Here is a 21,068-nt window from a genome sequence, read left to right on the forward strand (position 1 = left end):
GCATAATGCCCGCGGCCTTTTGTTATCGATGCTGAACGGTGAATTAATTACCCAGTATCACGCCCAGGCTGAGCAGCGCCATCACCATCAGGGTCAGCACGCCGAGCAGGGGGCCGATAAATTTCAGCCAGGTGCCGTAGGATACCCGGCCTATGGCCAGGCCGCCCATGACGATGCCGGAAGTCGGCGTCACCAGGTTGGGCAGGCCGGAGGCAGACTGGAAGGCGGTGACCACCAGATCGCGGCCGATGCCGGAAAAGTCGGCCAGGGGCGCCAGTATCGGCATCGACAGCACCGCCAACCCGGAGGAAGAAGGCACGATCAGACTCATCACCGCTTCTATAAAGTAAATGGCGTTGATAAAGACGATCTGGTGCATGCCCGACAGCAGGTCCTCGGCATAATGGAGTATGGTGTGGGTGATATTGCCGTTATCCATTACCACCACCAGGCCCCGGGCAATGGCGATAATCAGCGCCACGCCGAGCAGATCCTTGGCACCATCAATAAAGCTGCCGGTCAGATCGGTTTCCGACAGCCGGGCCACCAGGCCCACCAGTATGCTGGCCGCGATAAAGAGCGCCGACAGCTCGGCCATCCACCAGCCACCCGCCGACACACCCCACATCATGACGCCGAAGGTCAGGGCGAAGATGGCCAGGATCAGCTTGCGGGTCCGGGTCAGCTCGGGGGCCTGCTGTGTCTTGCCGTGCAGAAAGTGACGCTCGTTGTCTTCCTTCTGATGGGCGACCAGAGAGCGAGAGGGATCCCGTTTCACTTTTTCGGCATAACGCATCACGTAGAAGACACAGGCCAGCCAGCCCAGCACCAGAATGGCCAGCCGCAGGCCAAAACCCTCCATGAAGTTGATTTCGGCGGCATTGGAGGCGATCACGGTGGCGAAGGGGTTGATGGTGGAGCCCAGGCAGCCGATACCGGCACCTATCATGATGATGGCGACGCCCACTATGCTGTCGTAGCCGGCGGCGATCATCACCGGGATCAGCAGGGCATAGAAGGGAAGGGTTTCTTCGGCCATGCCATAGACGGTGCCGCCGAGGGCAAAGAGTCCCATCAGCAGGGGGATCATCCACTTTTCCCGGCCCTTGAGCCGGGCCATGCTGCCGTTGATGCCGGCATCGATGGCGCCGGTGCGGGTCACCACACCCAGAAAGCCACCGATCACCAGCACAAACAGGGCCACGTCGACGGCACGGGCGGCATAGCTGGCGGGATCATAAAACCCCTGCACCGGGGCCATCATGATTTCGACAATCCCCTGTGGATTGGCATCCACCGGCTGGTAGGAACCCGCTACCGGTACCTCGCGGCCCAGGGCTTCGTTCTTTTCCATCTGATACTGACCGGCGGGGACGATCCAGGTCAGGGCCGCCATGACTATGGTCAGCATAAACAAGATGGTGTAAGCGGAAGGAAACTTAATTTTTTTCATCAGAACATCCTAATGTACATCAACTGGATACCCGACGAAGGGGCGACGGCCCCCTCGGCTGGGGATCAGGCAACCAGTTCCATGATTTCCTGAACCGACTTTCCGGCCAGGCCCATTTTTTCCAGAGTGCGTCCGCTGCGGAAGTAGTCGGCTTCGTTATAGGCATTGTCGATATGCAGGCAGGATTCGACCAGGGCGGTTTTCACCCCGGCGAGCCGGCCGAATTCGAAACAGGGCACCAGCAGGTAGGCGGCATCTTCGGTGATGTAGCGATCCTGGGACGACTTGGGCGCGCTGTTGAGTTTGCCGTGGGTTTCCGAGGTGCGGTTCAGCTCATAGACGCTGTCGGCGTTCAGGCCATACAGGCTGTTCATGGCCTCCAGTTCGGATTTCAGCGTCAGGCCCAGGGCCTGGCCCACCGCCAGCCGTTCCTGCTCCATGACCGCCGCCGCCCGGGCGGTGGCCGGTGAGCAGCAGTCCTTGTAATAATTGAACTGGCCGTTGAAGTTTTCCAGCAGGCCCATGTTGAGGGTGGTCAGTAGCGGGTGACCACCGAAATTGATGTTTTCCAGTCCGGCGGCAATCACGTTGTCCAGAGCGGTCAGGGGCAGCGGCATGAGTGGCTGCAGGCGCTCAATGGCCTCCTGGGTACGGCTGGCGGGCAGTGCCGCCACCGGCAGGTGCTCTTTCATGCCGAGAATGGCCAGTTGCGCCGGACCCACGATGCGGGTCGCCCAGGGGATGGAAATGGCATCGACCAGGGTCACATCCAGGGCCTGGTAGCCGGCTTCCTGCTTGATGCGGTTAAAGACCAGGGAGCCGTAGTTACCCGGCATCAGCAATATTGTCTGGCCATCGCGCAGATGAGGCAGCATGGCGTTGAACAGGGGCTCCTGGGCGAAGGAAGGGACCGGCAGTACCAGCACATCGGAGAAGGCCACCGCCTCGGCCAGATCGCGGCTCAGGGTGTGGATGGCCTGGGTACCGGCGAATTCCAGAGGCACCTCGTTGAACTCGGCCAGGGCCTGAATGCCACCGCGTTGGGCGATGTCGTCCAGGGGCTGATCGAAACCGGGGGCACCGTACAGGCAGACCTGAGTACCCAGCAGGGATAAATGATAGGCGGCGGTCAAACCGGCATTACCGGAACCGATCACTGAGACACGAGTAGACATGGTATTTCCTCTGACGATTAATGGCTGATGGGGGTCAGATTAGGAAAAACCGTAAGCCTAGAATAATGCACAGGCCTTCTCGCACCATGCAGAAAAGACATACTGTGCCGAGCGTTGGCATGTAAAGGGTTGATGAGAAAGATGTTAACGTTATGATGCGCCTCATCACCATCGAAGGTAAAATGTGATCAGGATCACCTTTGTTCGGAGAGGTCCCGTATTGGTCCCATATTCAGGGCTATTCCCAGCTCATCGGCCAGCTCGGTAAAGTGGTCGATAAAGCGCTGGGCATGACGATTGGGTGGGCGCAGGGCCGGATAGAGCACTTCAAATTCGAATGGCAATGAAAAGGCCAGTGGCCGTTCAATGACGGCGTTATGCTCGCTGGCAATGCGGGCGGTAAAGGGATCCGTGATCGTCATGCCCAGACCTTCCCGTACCAGGGCGGCCGCCGTGGTGGCCAGCGACACCTCTATTCGCTCGGTCATGTCCAGCTGATAGCGACGCAGCAGCGCATCGAACTGGCGTTGGCTGACGTCTTTTTCATGGCGGATCAGCGGCAGTTCGGCCAGATCATTCACATCAATATGTGATTTTTCTGCCAGGGGTGAACCGGCAGGCAGCAGGCATACCGACTCGCATTGCACTCGCTGGGCTCTGACTCCGGCCAGTGGCTCATCGATAAAGGCAAAGCCGATGTCGGTGGTCTGGCTTTGTATCCTGTTCACCACTTCTTCCGAACGGTAGGTCTTCAGCGCCACCTTCATTTGCGATGCGTGAAGCAGAAACCGGGCCAGGGTGCGAGGTAAAAAGTCGTTGGACAGCAGCGGCATGGCGGCGATATTGAGGCTGCCGAAGCGATGAGCACGAATGGAGGCCGCCGCCTTGTCCAGCCCGGAGAAGGCCTCGAAAGCCCGGACTACCTCCAGATAAAAGGCCTCGCCATCGTCGCTGAGCTGCAGCCGGTTGCCCTTGCGGATAAACAGCTGAAACCCCAACCGCTGTTCAAGCGCCGCCAATAATCGGCTGGTGGCCGGCTGGCTGAGATTAAGCCGCTCGGCGGCTGCCGTGACCGTCTGACATTCGACAATCGCCTTGAAGGCGTTGAGGTGGGAGAGTTTCATAAGGCGTTAGCCTGTCATCCTGAGTTGGGCCGGACTGGGTGGCATGCCACCCTCCAGAAGCAAATAGGGTATTAGAGCACATGTATGGACAGAAAATGGAGTGCCGATCTTTTTATGTCAGTGAGCAGTCGCTCACTTTTCAAGCTGTATATCACCTCTTGCTTGCCTGCGGGTGGCGCGTATAAAGGCGGCAATAAAGAACAGGGTGAGCAGCAGCACTATGGTGGGTGCCGGCGCACTGTCGATGAAAAATGACCCATATACGCCAAAAAAGGCGCCTGTTACGGCGATCACCATAGATAACAGCAACATGGTGCTGAATTTATTGGTGAGCAGAAAGGCGATGGCGCCCGGGGCGATCAGCAGCGAGATGGCCAGAATCAGCCCGACCGACTTCAAGGCGGCCACTATGGTCAGCGCAATCAAGCACAACAGGCTGTAATGCAGCACATTGACTCTGAGGCCAATGGCCTGGGCGTGAGCGGGGTCGAAGGCGTGCAGTAAAAAGTCTTTCCACTTACCACCCAGTATCACGACAGTGACCAGGGCGATTACGCCGGTGTCGATAATATCCGGCCAGCCCACGCCCAGCATGTCGCCGAACAGAATATGATCCAAATGCACATCGGAATGAATTTTGACGTACAGCAGCAGCCCCAGACCAAACATGCCGGAAAACACTATGCCCATCAGGGTATCTTGCTTGATGCGGCTGTTGTTCTTTAAAAAGCCAATCGACAGCGCACACACCATGCCGGCGATAAAGGCCCCCAGGGTGAAGGGCGCGCCGACGATATAGGCGATCACCACCCCGGGAAACACCGCATGACTCATGGCATCGCCCATCAAGGCCCAGCCTTTGAGCACTAAAAAGCAGGACAGCAGGGCAGTGGGCACCGCAATCAGCACCGAAATAAGCAGCGCGTTGACCATAAAACTGAACTGAAACGGCGCCAACAAGGTCTCTATCATGGCGTGACCTCCAGCGCCTGTGCCGCACGGCGGCGGGCGGCAAAATAACCGTGCTTGGGTGCCAGAAAAAAGGCCAGTAAAAACAACAAGGTTTGCAGTACGACGATAATGCCGCCGGTCGCACCATCGAGAAAGTAGCTGGCATAGGCGCCAACAAAGCTGGTGAGCGCACCAATCATCACGGCAATGATCAACAGCCTGGGAAAACGGTCGGTGAGCAGGTACGCGGTCGCGCCCGGTGTGACCACCATGCAAATCACCAGAAATGCGCCCACGGTTTGCAGGGCGGCGACGGTAGAGGCGGCCAGCAGCGTAAAAAACAGCAGCTTGATTCGAGTAGGGTTAATGCCAATGGAATGGGCATGGTTTTCATCGAAGAACACCACCAGTATGTCTTTCCATTTAACCAGCAAGATCAGCAGCGAGACCAGGCTGATGATCACCAGTTGCAGTATGTCTTGCGGATCGATGGCCAGAATATTGCCCAGCACTATGGTTTTGATGTTTACCGCCATGGGTTTCAGCGACACCATAAACAAGCCCAGCGCAAAAAAACTGGAGAAAATCAGCCCGATAATCACGTCTTCTTTCAGCTTGCTGCGTTGATTCAAAAACAGCATGGCGCCGGCCGCGAGACCACCGGAAAGAAACGCACCCAGCGAAAAGGGCAGCCCCAGCATATAAGCGCCCGCCACGCCCGGCACTATGGAGTGGGACAAGGCATCGCCAATCAGCGACCAGCCTTTCAGCATCAAGTAACAGGATAAAAATGCACACACCCCGCCCACCAGGGCAGATACCCACATGGCGTTGATCATGTACTGATAACCAAAGGGTTCAAGCAGTATCGTCATCGCTTTTTCCCTCCGACTTGCTTTGGGCTTCCCGGCTATGCACCTGGCCGGCCTTGATGATCAGCGGGCGTTCGTCGTCACTGATAATACCGATGGCATGAGATCGGCCGTGACTGTTTTCATTGAGCACAAAATGGCGCAGTACGCCGCCGAAGGCCAGCTCCAGGTTATCCTGGGTAAAGGTATCCTGGGTGGTGCCATGGGCCAGTATCGTGCCTTTGATCAAGATGGTGCGATCGCAAAATTCCGGCACCGAGCCCAGGTTGTGAGTAGACACCAACATCACGCGCCCTTCTGCCCGCAGTTCACGCAGCAGCGCGATGATCTGATCTTCGGTTTTGACATCGACGCCGGTAAAAGGCTCATCAAGCAGAATAATGCGACCATTTTGCGCCAGGGCGCGGGCCAGAAACACCCGCTTCTTCTGGCCGCCCGATAACTCCCCAATCTGGCGTTTGCGAAACTCGGTCATATTGACCCGTGCCAATGCCTGAGCGACCGCTGCGTGATCCTCGGCTTTGGCGCGACGCAGCCAACCCATGTGGCCATATCGACCCATCATCACCACATCTTCGACCAGCACCGGGAAGTTCCAGTCCACTTCTTCGGCTTGTGGCACATAGGCCACCAGATTCTTGCGCAGGGCCTCGTCAACACTCATGCCCAAGACGCTGATATTGCCCTTGGCCAGGCGCACAAACCCCATAATGGCCTTGAACAGGGTCGACTTGCCCGAGCCGTTAACGCCCACCAAAGCCGTTATGGTGCCGGTAGGAATGGCAAAACTGGCGTCCCGCAGTGCCGTATGGCCGTTACGATAGGTCACGGTAACGTCTGCTACTTTCATGCCGGCACCGGCAGCGAAAGCGGTGACCTCATCTGTTTGCTGATGCCGATCCATCATTTGGCCAATCCTTCTTTTATGCCGGTCACTATGGTTTGTGAAGTGACGCTGAGCAGGTCGAGATAAGTCGGCACCGGGCCATCAGCCGCACTAAGGGAGTCGACATACAGCACACCGCCATAATGGCTGCCGGTTTCCCGCGCGACCTGCCTGGCGGGCTTGTCGGAAATGGTACTTTCGCTGAAAATTGCGGGTATGTGTTGCTGGCGCATTGTGTCTATCACCTTGCGTACCTGCTGTGGTGTGCCTTGCTGATCGGCGTTAATGGGCCACAAATACAGCTCTTTCAAGCCAAAGTCCCGGGCCAGATAAGAAAAGGCGCCCTCACTGGTAACCAGCCAGCGCTTGTCGGCAGGCAGCTCATTAATCAGCTGTTGAATAGGCGCAATTTCCGCTGCAATTTTTGCCTTGTAGGCGGCGGCATTGTTTTGGTAAATCTCGGCATTGTCGGGATCGTACTTCACGAAGGCGTCGCGAATATTATCCACGTAAATCATGGCGTTTTTAGGTGACATCCAGGCATGAGGGTTGGGTTTTCCCTCATAAGGGCCATCGACTACGCCCATGGGATCTATGCCATTGGACACCACGACTTCGGGCATTTCTTTCATGTTTTGATAAAACTTCTTGAACCACAACTCAAGATTGAGTCCGTTGTAAAAAATAAGCTGGGCATCGTGGGCGCGAATAATATCCCCCGGGGTCGGCTGATATTCATGAATTTCGGCACCTGGCTTGGTTATGGACTCAACAATGGCCACATCACCGGCCACGTTTTGCGCCATATCGGCAATCACGGTAAAAGTGGTCACGGCCTTGAATTTTTCCTGAGCGCTGGCGGAGGTGGCCAACAACAGGGCTGAAAATGCGACTGCCAACAAACTCTTTAATGCAGCAACTGCCTTCCTGTCTAACATGGTTGTTCCTTAACAAAGCGTGAAAACATCTAGGGTCTGTTGACCTTGCGCGGTTAAATTTTGTTCGAGTTAAACGCGTTTTTATCGCGGCGGGAGGTGTGTAGCCTAGTCACTCTAAGCAAGCATCTCTCAACAAAGAGAAAAACGCGTTTAGCCGAACCCGTAGGGTTTCAAAAATCATCTCGAAAGGTCAACAGACCCTAGAGCCTAGCTTTTACTTTATTTTATGTAAATGAGAATTATTATTGATTATGTGTTGGGTACATGGCTCTTGATTAATAGATGAGTGAACGACATAACAAGGGCCGCCACAGCGGCCCATCATGGGTGTCATCCAGCGTGACACCACATTAAGTGAATGTGATCTATATCTCAAATATAGCGTGTAACCCACGCCACATTTAACAAATCTACGGTGTGCCCCAAGGTGATCGCCTTGGCGAAGGCGTTTTTCAGGACATAGCGGTACGTGAACGCAAGCAGGAGCAAGCTAAGGCTCAGGCAAAGGCTGATGTTTCCGGCGGTTGATGCAAGCAACAGGCTGTTACCTGGTATCGGAGTAATAACCGGCCATTGGTGAAAGGGAGCCGAGTAGATGAATAAACAACCGGTGGGCAGGTGCAAGCCGGTTTTAGAGTTCAGCCACCCGTTGTTGCGGCGCCAAGTCTGTGCTCAGGTAGGCGGTAAATTCTGCTTTCAGCAGAGGCTTACAGAAGTAAAACCCCTGAATGAGATCCACTCCCTTTTGCTGCAAGTAGGCCAGTTCGATCTCGTTTTCGACTCCTTCGGCCACCACTTCCAGGTTGAGCTGTTTGGCCATGGCAATCACGGCGGACATGATCGCCTTGCCATCGTTGCCCTGGTTCAGGTCGGTGACAAAGCTTCTGTCTATTTTCAGCTCGTCTATTGGTAGCCCTTTGAGTGCACTCAAAGAGGAATAGCCGGTACCGAAGTCGTCCAGAGCGACCCGGATGCCGGCCTTGCGAATTTCCCTCAGCTGGGCGATGGCTTCTTCTCCCTGCATGATGCAGGATTCGGTCACCTCCACCGAGAGGCAGTCGGGAGCAAGATCCAGGCTGGTCAGGCAATCCAGCAGTAGCTGGTGCATGTTTTCCCTGATCAGCTGCACAAAAGAGACGTTCACCGATACCCGAGGCACCGGGTGTCCGCAGGCTTGCCAGGCTTTAATTTGCTGGCAGGCCTCCAGGATCACCCAGCGGCCCAGCGGCAGGATCAGGCCGGATTGCTCGGCGATGGGAATAAACACATTGGGCGGTATCCAGCCCTTGTCCGGGTGATGCCAGCGGAGCAGGGCCTCGCAGCCCACCAAGCGGCCACTGCGGGCGCAAATCTGGGGCTGGTAGGCCAGCTGCAGTTCATTGTGGTCGAGCGCTCGGTGCAGATCGTCCTTGATTTCCAGGTTCTTGAGCGAGATCAGGGCAGAACTGCGACAGAAGAAGCGGTAGGTGTTCTTGCCTTCGCGTTTGGCATCGTACATGGCCAGATCGGCGCTTTTCAGCAGCTCGCTCACGTTTTCTCCCACCTCGGCGGCCAGGGCGATGCCGATACTGACCCCGATACGCAGCTTTCGGTCATTTACCATCAGGGGGGAAGCCAGGGCGTCCAGGATGCGTCTGGCCACGGTTTCGGCTTCGCTTCGGCTCCGGATGTTCCGCAGCAGTATGGTGAACTCGTCACCACCCAGCCGAGCCAGCAGGGAGGAGGACTCCTCCCTGCTGGCGGTGGTCGAGCTTAATATATCGGTTTCACGCAGGGCTTGTTCTATGCGCCGAGCTACGGCCATCAGCATGGCGTCACCGGTCTCGTGGCCCATGGTATCGTTGATGTGCTTGAATTCATCCAGATCGAGAAACAGCAGGGCGATCTCGGGGGGAGCGTCATCGCTGTTGGCATAGTGATGCTCCAGAGTTTCCAGCAGCTGACGTCGGTTTGGCAGCCGGGTGAGGCTGTCCATATACGCGATGTCGTGCAGTTCCTGCTTCTGTTCGAGCAGGGCCTGGCCCATATCCCGTACCGTATTGGCCAGGCTGGCTATTTCGTCATTGCTGCGACTGTAAAAGTGCCAGCCCCTCCCTTGCCCTAGCTGGCGAGCCGACTGGCCTAGCTGCTGTATGGGATTCATAAGCAGCCGGTTCAACAGCCAATACAGCAGCAGCATGCTGACCAGCGTGACGGCGACGGTGTTTCTGACTGAGCTGGAACTCACTTCCCACAGTAACTGGTACAGCCCGGATGCGGGCCAGCCGATGGAGAAGTTGAGGCCGTCCATCAAGGGCATTTGTCCCACCAGGTAGGCTTGTGCATCGAGCAACAGGTTTTCTGTATAACGAATAGATTCATCATTGGCCTCCAACCCGAGAGTGGCCAGAGTCGACAGCCCCTCGGTCGACAGTCGAGTGTCTCCCTGTTCCAGCACCCGGGTGCCGTCGTTATGATAAAGCAGACTGAACCCCTCGCTAAACAGACTGTGGTTGTCGACGATGGGCTTGAAGAAATCCAGGTTGGACTTGATGACCAGGTAGCCCTTGACCTCGCCCTGGCTGTTTTTGGTTCTTTCTACCGGGTTGTGCAGCACCAGTTTTCTGAGTGCCATCAGCATCCAGCGGCCGGTATCGGGGTCGATGATGATGCAGACCTTGTAGTCGGCATTCGAGGTCTTTATGGCCTGGAAGTAGTCGGTATCCTGTTCGTCATCGGTCTGGTTCAGGGAGTCGTCTATCAGCAGTGCCAGCTCTTCATAGCCATCCGGCATCAGCAGGCTGACTTCCTGGTATTCGGGATAAATCGACATAAAAGACTCGAACTCTCTGGTCAGCACGTTATGCATGACATGGGCTCGAATATTTTCATCGGTCATCAAATAACGGTTAAGAACCACATTACTGGCCAGTATCGCGCTGTCGCCCTCTATCACCTTCAACTTGGCCTGCAAGGTACTTTTTACCTGCCGCAGAGAGTCCTTGGTCTGCACCTGGATCTGCTTTCTGACATAGTTCTGATAAAGATGATAAGAGGTGCCAATCAACACCAATGCTTGCACCAGCAGCAGGGGCAATAGCCACAGGGCTATCTTGGGTTTGAGTTGCATCTGCTTCTCCTGCCGATGACTAAGCTACTCGCGGTTTGCTCGAGTAATATCCCTCATGATCCTTCTGTGCTGCTTGATAAGCTTTGGCGGCAGTATGTGATGGGTTTCGGATTTTGCCAGTTTGGTTTTGTCTGGGTAAATAAGCGGATTACTTAGAAAATCGGCAGGCAGCAGAGCCTCCGCCGCTTGGTTGGGGGTGGCGCTGTTGATATAAAGCGCATTTTTTGCCGCCTGCGCGGGCCGATTGATGAAATCCACGAAGCGATGCGCCAGCTCCGGATTATCCGCCTTGGCGGCAAGGCAAATAAAATCTGCCCAAACCACGCCGCCTTCTTCCGGCAGCACATACTCGATGCGGGGTTCGGCTTCCTTCAGCATCAGGGCATCGCCACTGTAGGTGAGGATGGCACTGACTTCACCGGTGACCAGCTTGGCCTTTGATGTCTCTACCGCCACGGGAGAATACCCGGCAACGCTGGGTGCCTGGGCCAGTAGTAACTGGCGGGCTTGCTCCAGCTGTTGAGGGGCGTCGCTGTTCATGGAATACCCCAGAGATTTGAGCGCCATGCCGATGACTTCCTCCCCGTTATCCGACATCAAAATTCGACCTTTAAGCTCGGGGGCGGGCTCATAAAGCTGTTGCCAACGGGTCATGGGTTCGGGAACCAGATCCGTGCGGTAGGCGATGCCAGTGGTACCCCAGGCATAAGGAACACAGCGCTTATCCCGGGCTTCGAGTCCGGACAGTTCAGGCAGCCTGGCCTGGGTTAAATTGGGTGCTTGCCGGGAGTCAAACTCGGTAATCCAGTCTAATTGATGGTAAAAAGACGTGGTCACAGAATCGACCAGAATCAGATCCACTCCCACTGCATTTGAGGTAGTCATAATTTCGTCGCGGGCAGCATCCGATTCGTAATAGACGAATTTGACCTTGGCGTTATGTTCGGTTTCAAACTCGGCCACCATGTCGTCATCGATATATTCCCCCCAGGTGAGGAAGGTCAGCGTGGCGGGTTTTTCTGTCGCCAATGCCAGTCCGGGAACGAGCAGCAGGACGGCGAGAAAAGGCGTCAGCAGGGCGTTCTTTGCCGTGCCAAGAGTGAAATATGGGGGAATAGTGTTCATCCATGAACTCCTAAATATACGCACCAGTAAGCGCTAGTGTAGACCTTATTGGAACTGGTCGTAGTTTACTAACATCGTTTAATAACGCAGCAACGTCAATGCCTTTGTCTATAAATTGGGACGGCGCCGCATTAATCGTTTTTGAACGACAGTTGGGAATCTTGTTCTTTTATTCTGCTGCCGAGCGGGTATTTGGCTTCCGTCCGTTCGGCGGCCTGATAGCTTGTGTGGCTGGCCAACTGTTGCTGATAGCGCTCAATGTTGGGGTAACCTGCTATGGCGTTATTGTTAGCGAGAATATCCAGGATGAAGGACATCATGATGTCGGCGCCGGTGAGCTTGTCGGCCACCAGATAATCGCGTCCGGCCAGGCTCTGTTCCAGATGACCGGTTACCTTGGTTATTTCGGTGTCGGCATAGCGGGCCAGAAAGTTGGTTTCGGCACCGTCCATGTCTACGAACAGCTTCAGCAGCAGCGGCAATATGGCCGAGCTTTCGGCGAAATGAATCCAGTACAGATAATCGGCGTAATCTTGGTGGTCACGAGCCGGAGCCAGCCGCTCGGGGGCAAAGCGTTCGATCAAATATTCGGTGATGGCGCCTGACTCGGCCAGTACCTTGCCGTCGATTTCGATGACTGGGGACTTGCCGAGTGGGTGTATCTTGGTTAGCTCTGGGGGCGCCAGCCGAGTGTGTTCATTACGCTGATAGTGTTCGATGTGATAGGGCTGCCCCAGTTCCTCCAGCAGCCAGATGATGCGTTTGGATCGAGACTGATTCAGATGATGCAGTGTGATCATGGGTTGACCTCTCTTATTGAGCGGGGCGGCGACAACGGCCACCCCGGTTGCCAGTTAAGCCAGTTCGTCGTCGCCGACGCGTACCACCAGCTTGCCAAAGTTTTCACCCTGCAGCAGGCCGATAAAGGCTTGTGGCGCTTGATCCAGTTCTTCCACTATTTGCTCGCGGTAGTGAATTTTACCGTCCTGCAGCCACTGGCTCATGTCCTGGGCAAATTCGTGATAACGGTGCGCGTAATCGTCGAAGATGATAAAGCCCTTCACCGTCAGTCGTTTAACCAGAATAGTGCCCATCAATTGACCCAGGCGATCCGGCCCGTTTGGCAGGGCGGTGGCGTTGTACTGTGAAATTAAGCCGCATACCGGAATACGGGCACCGGTGTTGAGCAGCGGCAGCACCGCATCCAGTACCTTGCCGCCGACGTTTTCGTAGTACACATCGATGCCGGCTGGACAGGCCTTGGCTAACTGCTCGGCAAAGTCATCGGCCTTGTGGTCGATGCAGGCGTCCACGCCCAGAGAGTCCAGGGCATAGCGGCATTTTTCTGCACCGCCGGCGATGGCGACCACCTTGCAGCCCTTGAGCTTACCGATTTGCGCCACCATGGAGCCCACGGCGCCGGTGGCGGCGGCCACTACTATGGTTTCGCCCGGTTGCGGTTTGCCGATATCCAGCAACCCCATATAGGCGGTAAAACCGGGCATGCCCAGCACACCCAAGGCATAAGAGGGTGGCACCTGGGCTGGGTCCAGCTTGATCAGGCCCTCGCCATTCGAGAGAGCATAATCCTGCCAGCCGCTGTAGCTCAGCACCCAGTCGCCAACTTTAAAGTCCGGGTGCAGGCTTAGCTGCACTCGGCTGACGGTGCCGCCGACCATGGGCTCACCCATGGCGACCGGTTCGGCGTAGGACTTGGCGTCGCTCATGCGGCCGCGCATGTAAGGGTCCAGGCTCAAAAACACGGTACGCAGCAAGATTTCACCTTGTTTGGGCTCGGGTATTGCTGTTTCTTGCAGGGAAAAATCGTCAGTGGTGGGCGCGCCCACTGGGCGTGAGGCCAGGGTAAGCTGACGGTTAATCACGTTATTCTGTTTCATACGGACTCCTTGTTACTTGGCAGATTACAGGCTGGCTAACAGTATTTGACGGCAGTGTTCGGGGGTGATATCGCCGTGTTCGCCCAGGGCCACCATGCCGTGGCTTTGCAGGCTGTCGATGATGGGGTCGATATGATCGGCACCCAGACCATAGTCGCCGAGGCGGGTCTTGACGCCGACCGACTCGAAGAAAGCACGGGTTTTCTCGATGGCGGCTTCGGCTTTTTCATGGTCGCTGCCCTCACGGATATCCCACACGCGCTCGGCATATTGCACCAGCTTGCCCAGTTTGGTCGCCTTACGCTGGCGCAGCATTTCCGGCAGTATAATGGCCAGGGTTTGCGCATGATCCAGACCGTGTAAAGCGGTAAGTTCGTGGCCCAGCATATGGGTGGCCCAATCTTGTGGTACACCGGCACCAATCAGACCATTCAAGGCCAGGGTGGCGGTCCACATCAGGCTGGCGCGGGTTTGGTAGTCTTCTGGCTCGGCCAGGGTCTGGGGGCCGATTTCAATCAGGGTTTGCAGCAGCCCTTCGGCGAAGCGATCCTGCACCGGTGCCTGAGCCGGATAGGTCAGGTATTGCTCCATGACGTGAATAAAGGCATCGACCACGCCGTTGGCCACCTGACGGGTGGGCAGGGTGTAGGTCTTGACCGGATCCAGCACGGAAAAGCGCGGGAACACCAATTCGCTCATGAAGGGCAGTTTGGCTTGCAACGCCTTGCGGGTAATCACCCCTCCCTTGTTCATCTCGGAGCCGGTGGCCGGCAGGGTCAGCACGCTACCAAAGGGCAGGGCGCGCTCTATGTTCTGGCCGCCTTGTTGCAGAATTTCCCAGGCATCGCCTTCGAACAGGGCGGCGGCAGCCACGAACTTGGTGCCATCGATCACCGAGCCACCGCCGACCGCGAGCAGAAAGTCGATATCGTTATTGCGTACCAGTGCCACCGCTTCCATCAGGGTCTCGAAGCTGGGGTTGGGTTCTATGCCACCAAACAGCTGTACTTCGCGCTCACCCAGGGCGGCGGTGACTTCGTCCAGGGTGCCGGTGCGGCGAGCGCTTTCGCCGCCAAACAACACCAGCACGCGGGCATCGGCCGGTACCAGCTGGTTCAGGCTGGCAATTTTTCCGGCGCCAAATTCAATACGGGTCGGGTTGTAAAAGCTGAAATCCTGCATGAGTTACCTTCGTTTCGTGTTAATGATAAAAAATTAAATTAGACCGGTCGTCTAGTTAAATGATGTAAAAAAAGCTCGCACCATAGGCGAGCTTATCGCAATAACAAACTACTCGGCGTTGAGCAGCTGGCGAGTCATCTGCATGGCCAGATCCATGTGTTGTTCGTCGCGATGCAGCTTGGTCAGCAAGCTGGCGCCGAGCCACAACTGATACAGGCTGGTGGCCAGAAAAGCGGGCTGCGCAGACTGCAAGGAGCCATCACTCAACCCGGCTTCAATACAGCGGGTAATACGTTCTATGACCTTGTTGGTACCGGCTTTTAAGGTGAGCCGCATCGGCTCCGACAAGTCCGCCACTTCGGCACTCAGCTTGACCACCAGGCAGTCGCTGCGGCTTTCCGGGCCACAATAGCGACGTTGCCATTCACTCCAGTAGCTCATCAACTGCTGTTGACTACTCAGGCTGGGCTGGCTGAACAGCTGGTCGAGTTCCGCCAGATAAAAATGGAAATAATCTTCCAGCAGCGCTTGGCCAAACTGCTCCTTCGACTTGAAGTAGTGATAAAAGGAGCCCTTGGGTACGCCGGCTTGCTGCAGCAGACTGCTGAGTCCAACCGAGCTGAAGCCCCGAGCGGCGAGCGTCTCGCGGCCGATGTTCAGCAAATGCTGGCGGGTATCTTGATGTTTTGCGTTCATGGCGAGTATCTTAGTTTCAATTAGACCAGTCGTCTAGTGTTTCTTGTCAATGTCTCCATTTTACAGGCTGCAGCCGTTAAATCTGCCCCTACCTGCTGTCGCTAGCAGGTAGGGGCTGCGTTATCTGTTGCGACGCAGCAAGCCGATCGCCTGATAATTATAAATGCTTTTATGGCTTTATTTTTTAACACATTGTTTTTAATTGTTTTTATCTCTGGTAGACCCGAGTATATCCTTGGGTTTGTGCTATTTTGAATGGCATCACTTCTTGGATAAATGGAATTAACGAGATGAAACCACCCAAAATCCCGGCCGATGAAGCCCAGCGCCTTGAGACCCTGCGGGCGCTCAAAATCCTTGATTCTGCCCCTGAAGAACGTTTTGATCGCCTCACCCGCATGGCCAAGCGCATGTTTGGTGTGCCTATCGCGCTGGTCAGCATCATCGACAGCGACCGACAGTGGTTCAAGTCGGCCCAGGGGCTAGATGCAACCGAGACCCCAAGAGATCTTTCCTTCTGTGGTCATGCCATTCTGGGGGAGGGGCTGTTTTTAATACCCGACGCCATCGAAGATGAACGCTTCCACGACAATCCGCTGGTAACGGAGGCACCAAACATTCGTTTTTATGCCGGCTGCCCGTTGCGGGTTGCCAATGGCCACAAGATGGGCACCCTGTGCCTGATTGATGACAAGCCAAGGGTGATGGACGAGGAAGACCAGCAGCTGCTCCGGGATCTGGCAGCCATGGCCGAGCAGGAAATTGCCGCATTGCAGCTGGCGACCCTGGATGAACTGACCGCCATTTCCAATCGCCGCGGCTTTATCTCGCTGGCCCAGCATGCCCTGGCCATGTGCCGGCGCCATCGGCAGTCGGCGACGCTGGTATTTTTCGATCTGGACGACTTCAAGCCTATTAATGATACCTTTGGCCATGCCGAGGGTGATATCGCACTGATCGCCTTTGCCAATCTGCTGCGGGCAAGTTTCCGTGAGTCGGATGTGTTTGCCCGGGTGGGAGGAGATGAGTTCGTGGTGCTGTTGACCGGTACCGGAGAGGAGTACATACAACTGGTACTTAAACGCTTTCAGCGAGCGGTGGATCAGTACAACACAGAAGCGGCACGGGGCTATGATCTGAAGTACAGCGCCGGCTACGCCATCCAGAAAAGTGACGACAGCAGTGATATCGAAACCCTGATGGCACGAGCGGATGCGCTGCAGTACGAGCAGAAGAAAGAGCACAAGCGCTAGGGTCTGATTTGATATGCATTGGCCGTGACTACGAAAGTCTGCTCGCGGCGGGAGTAAACCTTGAAGGAAAGTCATCGGCGCCCCTGGAGGAGTATATCCTTCCAGGGGCGCCGAGAGGGGCTGTTAAGCGTTAAGCTTGGCTGTAATTTTCGCGACATGTTCACCCTGATGACGGGCGATACCCAGCTCACGCTCGTCTGGTTGGCGCGAGCCATCGCCGCCGGCAATGGTCGAGGCGCCGTAGGGTGTGCCGCCACCGACCTGGGAAATATCAAACAGCGCTGGCGTGGTATAGCCGATGGGGACGATGATCATGCCGTGGTGCGCCAGCGTGGTCCAGGTAGAGGTGATCGTCATCTCTTGCCCGCCACCGGTGCCGGTCGAAGTGAATACGCTGGCTACTTTGCCGGCCAGGCTGCCATTGGCCCAAAGACCGCCGGTCTGGTCGAAGAAGGTGCGCATCTGACCGGACATGTTGCCGAAGCGAGTGGGCGTGCCCACTATGATGGCATCGTACTCCGCCAGTTCCGCCGGCGTGGCGACGGGCGCATCTTGATCAACCTTGCCGCCGGCCGCCTTGAACGCTTCGGCATTCATGGTTTCCGGTACACGCTTCACCGTTACCTCCACTCCAGCGACGGCACGAGCGCCTTCGGCGACGGCGTGCGCCATGGTTTCCATGTGGCCGTACATGGAATAATAAAGAACCAGAACCTTAGTCATTTTTACGTCCTCTTTCGGTGTGGTTTGATTTGTATCTGTAGCTCTTGTGATGCGGGCGAGCAGATCACCAAGTAATCCCATCGGGAACACTCCATTCAGCGTTGGAGGAGGCGGGAACACGCCCCTTCAATGTAGTTTATATCCGGGAACCAACAAGCCGGGCTCCTTGCTTATGCCACATCCACCAGCACGATTTCGCTGTCTTGCCGGGCACTGACCTTCAGCAGGAGTTCATCGCGAATGGCAACGCCGTCGCCGGCAGTGGCCACCACGCCGTTCACTTCGATTTGGCCGCTGGCCGGCACCAGATAGACTTTGCGGCCGGCCGCGATCTTATATTCGGTGTTTTGACCTGCCTCCAGGGTGGCGGCGACCAAACGTGCATTGGCGCGGATTGGCAGCGCCTCGGTCTCACCGGGCAGGCCGCTGGCGAGGGTGACAAAAGATCCGCTGCGCTCGCCCCTGGGAAACGGCTTGGTGCCCCAGGTCGGCGGCAGGCCGGTTTCATTGGGCATGATCCATATCTGGAAGATTTGAGTCGTCTCGTCCTCTTCATTCATCTCGCTGTGTGCAATACCCGTTCCGGCGCTCATCACCTGTACGTCACCGGCTTCGGTTCGGCCCCGGTTGCCGAGATTATCCTGGTGGGTAATGGCACCCTTTCGCACATAAGTGATGATTTCCATGTCGCGGTGCGGATGGCGCGGAAAGCCCGAATGTGCAGCAATAGTGTCGTCATTCCAGACTCTGAGATTTCCCCAATGCATGCGCTCTGGATCGTAATATTCGGCAAAGGAAAAATGGTGGCGGGTATCCAGCCAGCCATGGTGGGCGCCGCCCAGTTCGCGGTGGGGTCGTAGTTCGATCATTGCAGAACCTCCTGCTTAACTTGCTTCTCAGTTAGCCTGACGTGGCGTGAGTTGCTCGCGACCGTGGGGGCCATCGAGATTCAATACCGGGCCTGCCGGCACCACACCGGTTGGATTGATGGTGGCGTGGCTGCGGTAATAGTGCTCTTTGATATGTTTCATGTTGACCGTCTCGGCCACGCCAGGCCACTGGTACAGCTCTCGCACATAACCGGCCAGATGCGGATAATCCTGGATCTGCTTCAGGTTGCACTTGAAGTGGCCGTGATACACGGGATCAAAACGGATAAGCGTGGTAAACAAGCGCCAGTCTGCTTCGGTGATCTGTTCGCCGAGCAGGTAACGCCGTGTCGACAGGCGCTGATCCAGTTCATCCAAGGCCTCGAACAAGGGGAATACCGCCTGCTCATAGGCTTCCTGAGTGGTGGCGAACCCGGCCTTGTAGACCCCGTTGTTTACCTGGTCGTAGATTTGGGCGTTGAGACTGTCAATCTCGGTGCGCAGCGCCTCTGGATAATAATCGCCGGGCTTGGCGCCGATGCCGTCGAAAGCCGAATTCAGCATACGGATAATCTCGGAAGACTCGTTGCTGACAAAGCGGTTTTGTTTTTTATCCCATAGCACCGGAATGGTCACACGCCCGGTGTACTCGGGGTCGGCGGCGGTATAAATCTGGTGCATGTACTGTGCCTGAAAGAGGGGATCGGCCACCACGCCGTCGTCCGCGTCAAAGGTCCAGCCATGCTCACCCATTAACGGGTTGACCACGGATACCGAAATCATCGACTCCAGCCCTTTCAGTTTACGAAAAATCAACGTTCTGTGTGCCCAGGGGCAGGCCAGGGAAACATATAGATGATAGCGTCCGGCTTCGGCCTTGAACCCGGCTTCACCGGTCGGGCCGGCACTGCCGTCGGCGGTGATCCAGTTGCGAAATTGCGACTCGCTGCGCGCGAAGCGACCGTTGTTGGATTTGGTGTCATACCACTGGTCTACCCAGTGTCCATTTACAAGCAGGCCCATGTTGGTGCCTCCGTTTATATTTGAATATATGGGCCAGAGGAGTTTCTCTCCCCTGGCGCGACTGTAATGAGCATAATCGATATTGAGTGGGCAGTGGTGTTATGCGCCTGAGCTCGGTGATGGCGAGCGGCCTGGCTCGGCGCCGTCTTTATTCGTCATGTCACTCAGCTTGCGATCCAGCGACCACTTGCCGCCCCCGTTAAACACCAATGCCACCGAGATGCTGAGCAGAGCAAGGCCGAATTCATAGCCGTTGTTGCTCATGAAGAGTCCATTGGCAAGGTGAACCGTGATGATGGCGACGAGCATGGTGATCGCCAGCACGAAGGCCGCGGGCCGGGTCAGCAGGCCAGTGAGCAGGGCGAGACCACCAAAGAACTCGGCACTACCTGCTGCCAGCGCCATCAGGTAGCCCGGCTCCAGGCCGATGGATGCCATCCACTGCCCGGTGCCTTCCAGACCGTAGCCGCCGAAGCTGCCGAACAGTTTTTGAGCGCCATGGGCGACGAACATGATGCCCGCCGGAACACGAAGTGCCAGGCTGGTGAAGCTGTTGTCGGTGACCAGAGTACGGTGGACAAGATCTTTGCTCATGCTGTTAGCTCCCAGTAATATCAATGAGGTAATATCAGTTCTGCTGTTCAATGGAACTACTATATTTAAAAGAGTTAGCAACTAATAGCGGAACAATTTGACCTTTATCATCAGGAAAACTGAACTATGATTTCGCTGATCACTCTTGATGCACTGCAGACACTCGATGCGATAGAGCGCCGCCAAAGCTTTGCCGCCGCCGCCGAAGAGTTGCACCGTGTGCCGTCCGCCGTTTCCTACACCATCAACAAGCTGGAAGAGGATCTTGGGGTCGCGCTCTTTGACCGCAGTCGGCGTAAAGCTGAGCTGACCGCCACAGGGCGCCTGGTGCTGGAGCAGGGCCGGCACATTCTCAAGGCCTCCGAGGAATTGACGGCACTGGCCCGCCAGGCGGCGGACGGCTGGGAAGCCGAGCTCAGGATCTGTATCGACAGCGTACTGAGCTGCGATCCTGTTTATGAGCTGATTGAAGCCTTTCAGCAGGTACAGCCCAAGACCGAAATACGCCTGAGTGAAGAAGTGCTCGGCGGCAGCTGGGATGCATTAAGTGACGATCGTTGTGACCTGGTGATTGGGGCCGAAGGGGCTCCCCCTGCTACGGGGTTCGCCCTTCACTCGTTGGGGAAGGTGGACTTTGAGTTTGCGGTAGCCGCCGGTCATCCGCTGACCCAACTGCCCATGCCGCTGCCGGCGAGTGCGATCCAGGACTACCCGACTGTGATAGTGGCCGACAGCTCACGGTGTTTACCCGTCCGCTCCTCCGGGCTGCTGGATGGTCGCAGCCGAATTATAGTGCCGACCATAGGGCACAAGATAGAGGCACAGTGCAAAGGGCTGGGCGTCGGCTATTTGCCGCGACACCGAATTATGCAGGAACTGGCCGAAGGGAAACTGGAGCTGTTAACCGTGGATGCGCCACGACCACCGGTAGAAATATCGGTCGCCTGGCATCGTGGTGATACAGGGAAAGGACTCAAGTGGCTTGTCGACCGCCTCAAACAGATGCAGTTCGCCCCCGCCCTTGGCACACTTATCAGAGCAGGGGTTTAATATGCTTGCTATGACCGCCTTTTAATCAAGTAATGAGCCGAATAAATGGCTAATCGGCTCATTAGTCAAGCCGGTTAGCCGCGTTGTTCGGCTCACGGCGGTGAAGGATGCCCGTATCGCTGGTGCTCCGACCCAATATCTGAACCG

The 21,068-nt window shown here is 56.2% G+C and carries 19 protein-coding genes; 2 read left to right on the forward strand and 17 right to left on the reverse strand.

Annotation, left to right across the window (positions count from 1 at the left end):
- Positions 1–43: 43 nt before the first annotated feature.
- The 13 genes from ACN0VL_RS05050 to ACN0VL_RS05110 all read right to left on the reverse strand — a co-directional run bounded on the left by ACN0VL_RS05050 (position 44) and on the right by ACN0VL_RS05110 (position 15,409).
- Entirely contained in the window at positions 44–1,453 is a 1,410-nt protein-coding gene (locus ACN0VL_RS05050; protein WP_417615121.1) for a YfcC family protein, read from the reverse strand.
- Between the two features lie 65 nt (positions 1,454–1,518).
- A complete protein-coding gene (locus ACN0VL_RS05055; protein ID WP_417615123.1) occupies positions 1,519–2,628 on the reverse strand; it encodes an NAD/NADP octopine/nopaline dehydrogenase family protein in 1,110 nt (369 codons plus the stop codon).
- Positions 2,629–2,822: 194 nt separating this feature from the next.
- Positions 2,823–3,752: a LysR family transcriptional regulator gene (locus ACN0VL_RS05060; RefSeq protein ID WP_417615125.1), complete on the reverse strand. Its 930-nt coding sequence runs from the start codon at positions 3,750–3,752 to the stop codon at positions 2,823–2,825.
- Between the two features lie 132 nt (positions 3,753–3,884).
- A complete protein-coding gene (locus ACN0VL_RS05065; RefSeq protein WP_417615127.1) occupies positions 3,885–4,724 on the reverse strand; it encodes a metal ABC transporter permease in 840 nt (279 codons plus the stop codon).
- Complete coding sequence (locus tag ACN0VL_RS05070; RefSeq protein WP_417615129.1) at positions 4,721–5,578, reverse strand: metal ABC transporter permease; 858 nt, start codon at positions 5,576–5,578, stop codon at positions 4,721–4,723. Before ACN0VL_RS05070 ends, ACN0VL_RS05065 begins: the two co-directional genes overlap by 4 nt.
- Entirely contained in the window at positions 5,562–6,482 is a 921-nt protein-coding gene (locus tag ACN0VL_RS05075; protein WP_417615131.1) for a manganese/iron ABC transporter ATP-binding protein, read from the reverse strand. The genes ACN0VL_RS05070 and ACN0VL_RS05075 overlap by 17 nt, the downstream gene beginning before the upstream one ends.
- Entirely contained in the window at positions 6,479–7,399 is a 921-nt protein-coding gene (locus ACN0VL_RS05080; RefSeq protein WP_417615133.1) for a metal ABC transporter substrate-binding protein, read from the reverse strand. The genes ACN0VL_RS05075 and ACN0VL_RS05080 overlap by 4 nt, the downstream gene beginning before the upstream one ends.
- Before the next feature lie 631 nt (positions 7,400–8,030).
- A complete protein-coding gene (locus ACN0VL_RS05085; RefSeq protein WP_417615135.1) occupies positions 8,031–10,508 on the reverse strand; it encodes an EAL domain-containing protein in 2,478 nt (825 codons plus the stop codon).
- A gap of 24 nt (positions 10,509–10,532) precedes the next feature.
- Positions 10,533–11,633, reverse strand: a complete 1,101-nt coding sequence (locus ACN0VL_RS05090) for a polyamine ABC transporter substrate-binding protein (protein WP_417615137.1) — start codon at positions 11,631–11,633, stop codon at positions 10,533–10,535.
- Positions 11,634–11,764: 131 nt separating this feature from the next.
- Entirely contained in the window at positions 11,765–12,433 is a 669-nt protein-coding gene (locus tag ACN0VL_RS05095) for a glutathione S-transferase family protein (protein ID WP_417615139.1), read from the reverse strand.
- A 54-nt stretch (positions 12,434–12,487) separates the two neighbouring features.
- On the reverse strand, positions 12,488–13,531 hold the full coding sequence (locus ACN0VL_RS05100; protein WP_417615141.1) for an NADP-dependent oxidoreductase: 1,044 nt from the start codon (positions 13,529–13,531) through the stop codon (positions 12,488–12,490).
- A 24-nt stretch (positions 13,532–13,555) separates the two neighbouring features.
- Positions 13,556–14,713: an iron-containing alcohol dehydrogenase gene (locus tag ACN0VL_RS05105; RefSeq protein ID WP_417615143.1), complete on the reverse strand. Its 1,158-nt coding sequence runs from the start codon at positions 14,711–14,713 to the stop codon at positions 13,556–13,558.
- 108 nt (positions 14,714–14,821) lie between these two features.
- Positions 14,822–15,409, reverse strand: a complete 588-nt coding sequence (locus ACN0VL_RS05110) for a TetR/AcrR family transcriptional regulator (RefSeq protein ID WP_417615145.1) — start codon at positions 15,407–15,409, stop codon at positions 14,822–14,824.
- Between the two features lie 290 nt (positions 15,410–15,699).
- Between ACN0VL_RS05110 and ACN0VL_RS05115 the strand changes: the two genes are divergently transcribed.
- Positions 15,700–16,662 carry a diguanylate cyclase domain-containing protein gene (locus tag ACN0VL_RS05115; RefSeq protein WP_417615147.1) on the forward strand — a complete coding sequence of 321 codons (963 nt, stop codon included), beginning with the start codon at positions 15,700–15,702 and terminating at the stop codon, positions 16,660–16,662.
- Positions 16,663–16,785: 123 nt separating this feature from the next.
- Here ACN0VL_RS05115 and wrbA read toward each other — a convergent pair whose 3' ends face one another.
- The 4 genes from wrbA to ACN0VL_RS05135 form a co-directional block, all read right to left on the reverse strand.
- The gene (wrbA, locus tag ACN0VL_RS05120; protein WP_417615149.1) at positions 16,786–17,385 is read right to left on the reverse strand and encodes an NAD(P)H:quinone oxidoreductase; all 600 of its coding nucleotides are present in this window, start codon (positions 17,383–17,385) and stop codon (positions 16,786–16,788) included.
- Positions 17,386–17,555: 170 nt separating this feature from the next.
- The gene (locus ACN0VL_RS05125; protein ID WP_417615151.1) at positions 17,556–18,254 is read right to left on the reverse strand and encodes a pirin family protein; all 699 of its coding nucleotides are present in this window, start codon (positions 18,252–18,254) and stop codon (positions 17,556–17,558) included.
- Between the two features lie 27 nt (positions 18,255–18,281).
- Positions 18,282–19,277: a glutathione S-transferase family protein gene (locus tag ACN0VL_RS05130; protein ID WP_417615153.1), complete on the reverse strand. Its 996-nt coding sequence runs from the start codon at positions 19,275–19,277 to the stop codon at positions 18,282–18,284.
- Between the two features lie 99 nt (positions 19,278–19,376).
- Positions 19,377–19,871, reverse strand: a complete 495-nt coding sequence (locus tag ACN0VL_RS05135) for a DoxX family protein (RefSeq protein ID WP_417615155.1) — start codon at positions 19,869–19,871, stop codon at positions 19,377–19,379.
- Between the two features lie 126 nt (positions 19,872–19,997).
- Here ACN0VL_RS05135 and ACN0VL_RS05140 point away from each other — a divergent pair, with 126 nt between their 5' ends.
- On the forward strand, positions 19,998–20,921 hold the full coding sequence (locus ACN0VL_RS05140) for a LysR family transcriptional regulator (protein ID WP_417615157.1): 924 nt from the start codon (positions 19,998–20,000) through the stop codon (positions 20,919–20,921).
- Positions 20,922–21,068: the final 147 nt, after the last annotated feature.

The organism is Oceanisphaera sp., from assembly GCF_048268965.1.
In the GTDB taxonomy this organism is placed as follows: Bacteria; Pseudomonadota; Gammaproteobacteria; order Enterobacterales; family Aeromonadaceae; genus Oceanimonas.

Bases quoted from the DNA above. Each gene is read 5' to 3' on its own strand.
- ACN0VL_RS05050 (WP_417615121.1), bottom strand. From the start codon at position 1,453: ATGAAAAAAATTAAGTTTCCTTCCGCTTACACCATCTTGTTTATGCTG.
- ACN0VL_RS05055 (WP_417615123.1), bottom strand. From the start codon at position 2,628: ATGTCTACTCGTGTCTCAGTGATCGGTTCCGGTAATGCCGGTTTGACC.
- ACN0VL_RS05060 (WP_417615125.1), bottom strand. From the start codon at position 3,752: ATGAAACTCTCCCACCTCAACGCCTTCAAGGCGATTGTCGAATGTCAG.
- ACN0VL_RS05065 (WP_417615127.1), bottom strand. From the start codon at position 4,724: ATGATAGAGACCTTGTTGGCGCCGTTTCAGTTCAGTTTTATGGTCAAC.
- ACN0VL_RS05070 (WP_417615129.1), bottom strand. From the start codon at position 5,578: ATGACGATACTGCTTGAACCCTTTGGTTATCAGTACATGATCAACGCC.
- ACN0VL_RS05075 (WP_417615131.1), bottom strand. From the start codon at position 6,482: ATGATGGATCGGCATCAGCAAACAGATGAGGTCACCGCTTTCGCTGCC.
- ACN0VL_RS05080 (WP_417615133.1), bottom strand. From the start codon at position 7,399: ATGTTAGACAGGAAGGCAGTTGCTGCATTAAAGAGTTTGTTGGCAGTC.
- ACN0VL_RS05085 (WP_417615135.1), bottom strand. From the start codon at position 10,508: ATGCAACTCAAACCCAAGATAGCCCTGTGGCTATTGCCCCTGCTGCTG.
- ACN0VL_RS05090 (WP_417615137.1), bottom strand. From the start codon at position 11,633: ATGAACACTATTCCCCCATATTTCACTCTTGGCACGGCAAAGAACGCC.
- ACN0VL_RS05095 (WP_417615139.1), bottom strand. From the start codon at position 12,433: ATGATCACACTGCATCATCTGAATCAGTCTCGATCCAAACGCATCATC.
- ACN0VL_RS05100 (WP_417615141.1), bottom strand. From the start codon at position 13,531: ATGAAACAGAATAACGTGATTAACCGTCAGCTTACCCTGGCCTCACGC.
- ACN0VL_RS05105 (WP_417615143.1), bottom strand. From the start codon at position 14,713: ATGCAGGATTTCAGCTTTTACAACCCGACCCGTATTGAATTTGGCGCC.
- ACN0VL_RS05110 (WP_417615145.1), bottom strand. From the start codon at position 15,409: ATGAACGCAAAACATCAAGATACCCGCCAGCATTTGCTGAACATCGGC.
- ACN0VL_RS05115 (WP_417615147.1), top strand. From the start codon at position 15,700: ATGAAACCACCCAAAATCCCGGCCGATGAAGCCCAGCGCCTTGAGACC.
- wrbA (WP_417615149.1), bottom strand. From the start codon at position 17,385: ATGACTAAGGTTCTGGTTCTTTATTATTCCATGTACGGCCACATGGAA.
- ACN0VL_RS05125 (WP_417615151.1), bottom strand. From the start codon at position 18,254: ATGATCGAACTACGACCCCACCGCGAACTGGGCGGCGCCCACCATGGC.
- ACN0VL_RS05130 (WP_417615153.1), bottom strand. From the start codon at position 19,277: ATGGGCCTGCTTGTAAATGGACACTGGGTAGACCAGTGGTATGACACC.
- ACN0VL_RS05135 (WP_417615155.1), bottom strand. From the start codon at position 19,871: ATGAGCAAAGATCTTGTCCACCGTACTCTGGTCACCGACAACAGCTTC.
- ACN0VL_RS05140 (WP_417615157.1), top strand. From the start codon at position 19,998: ATGATTTCGCTGATCACTCTTGATGCACTGCAGACACTCGATGCGATA.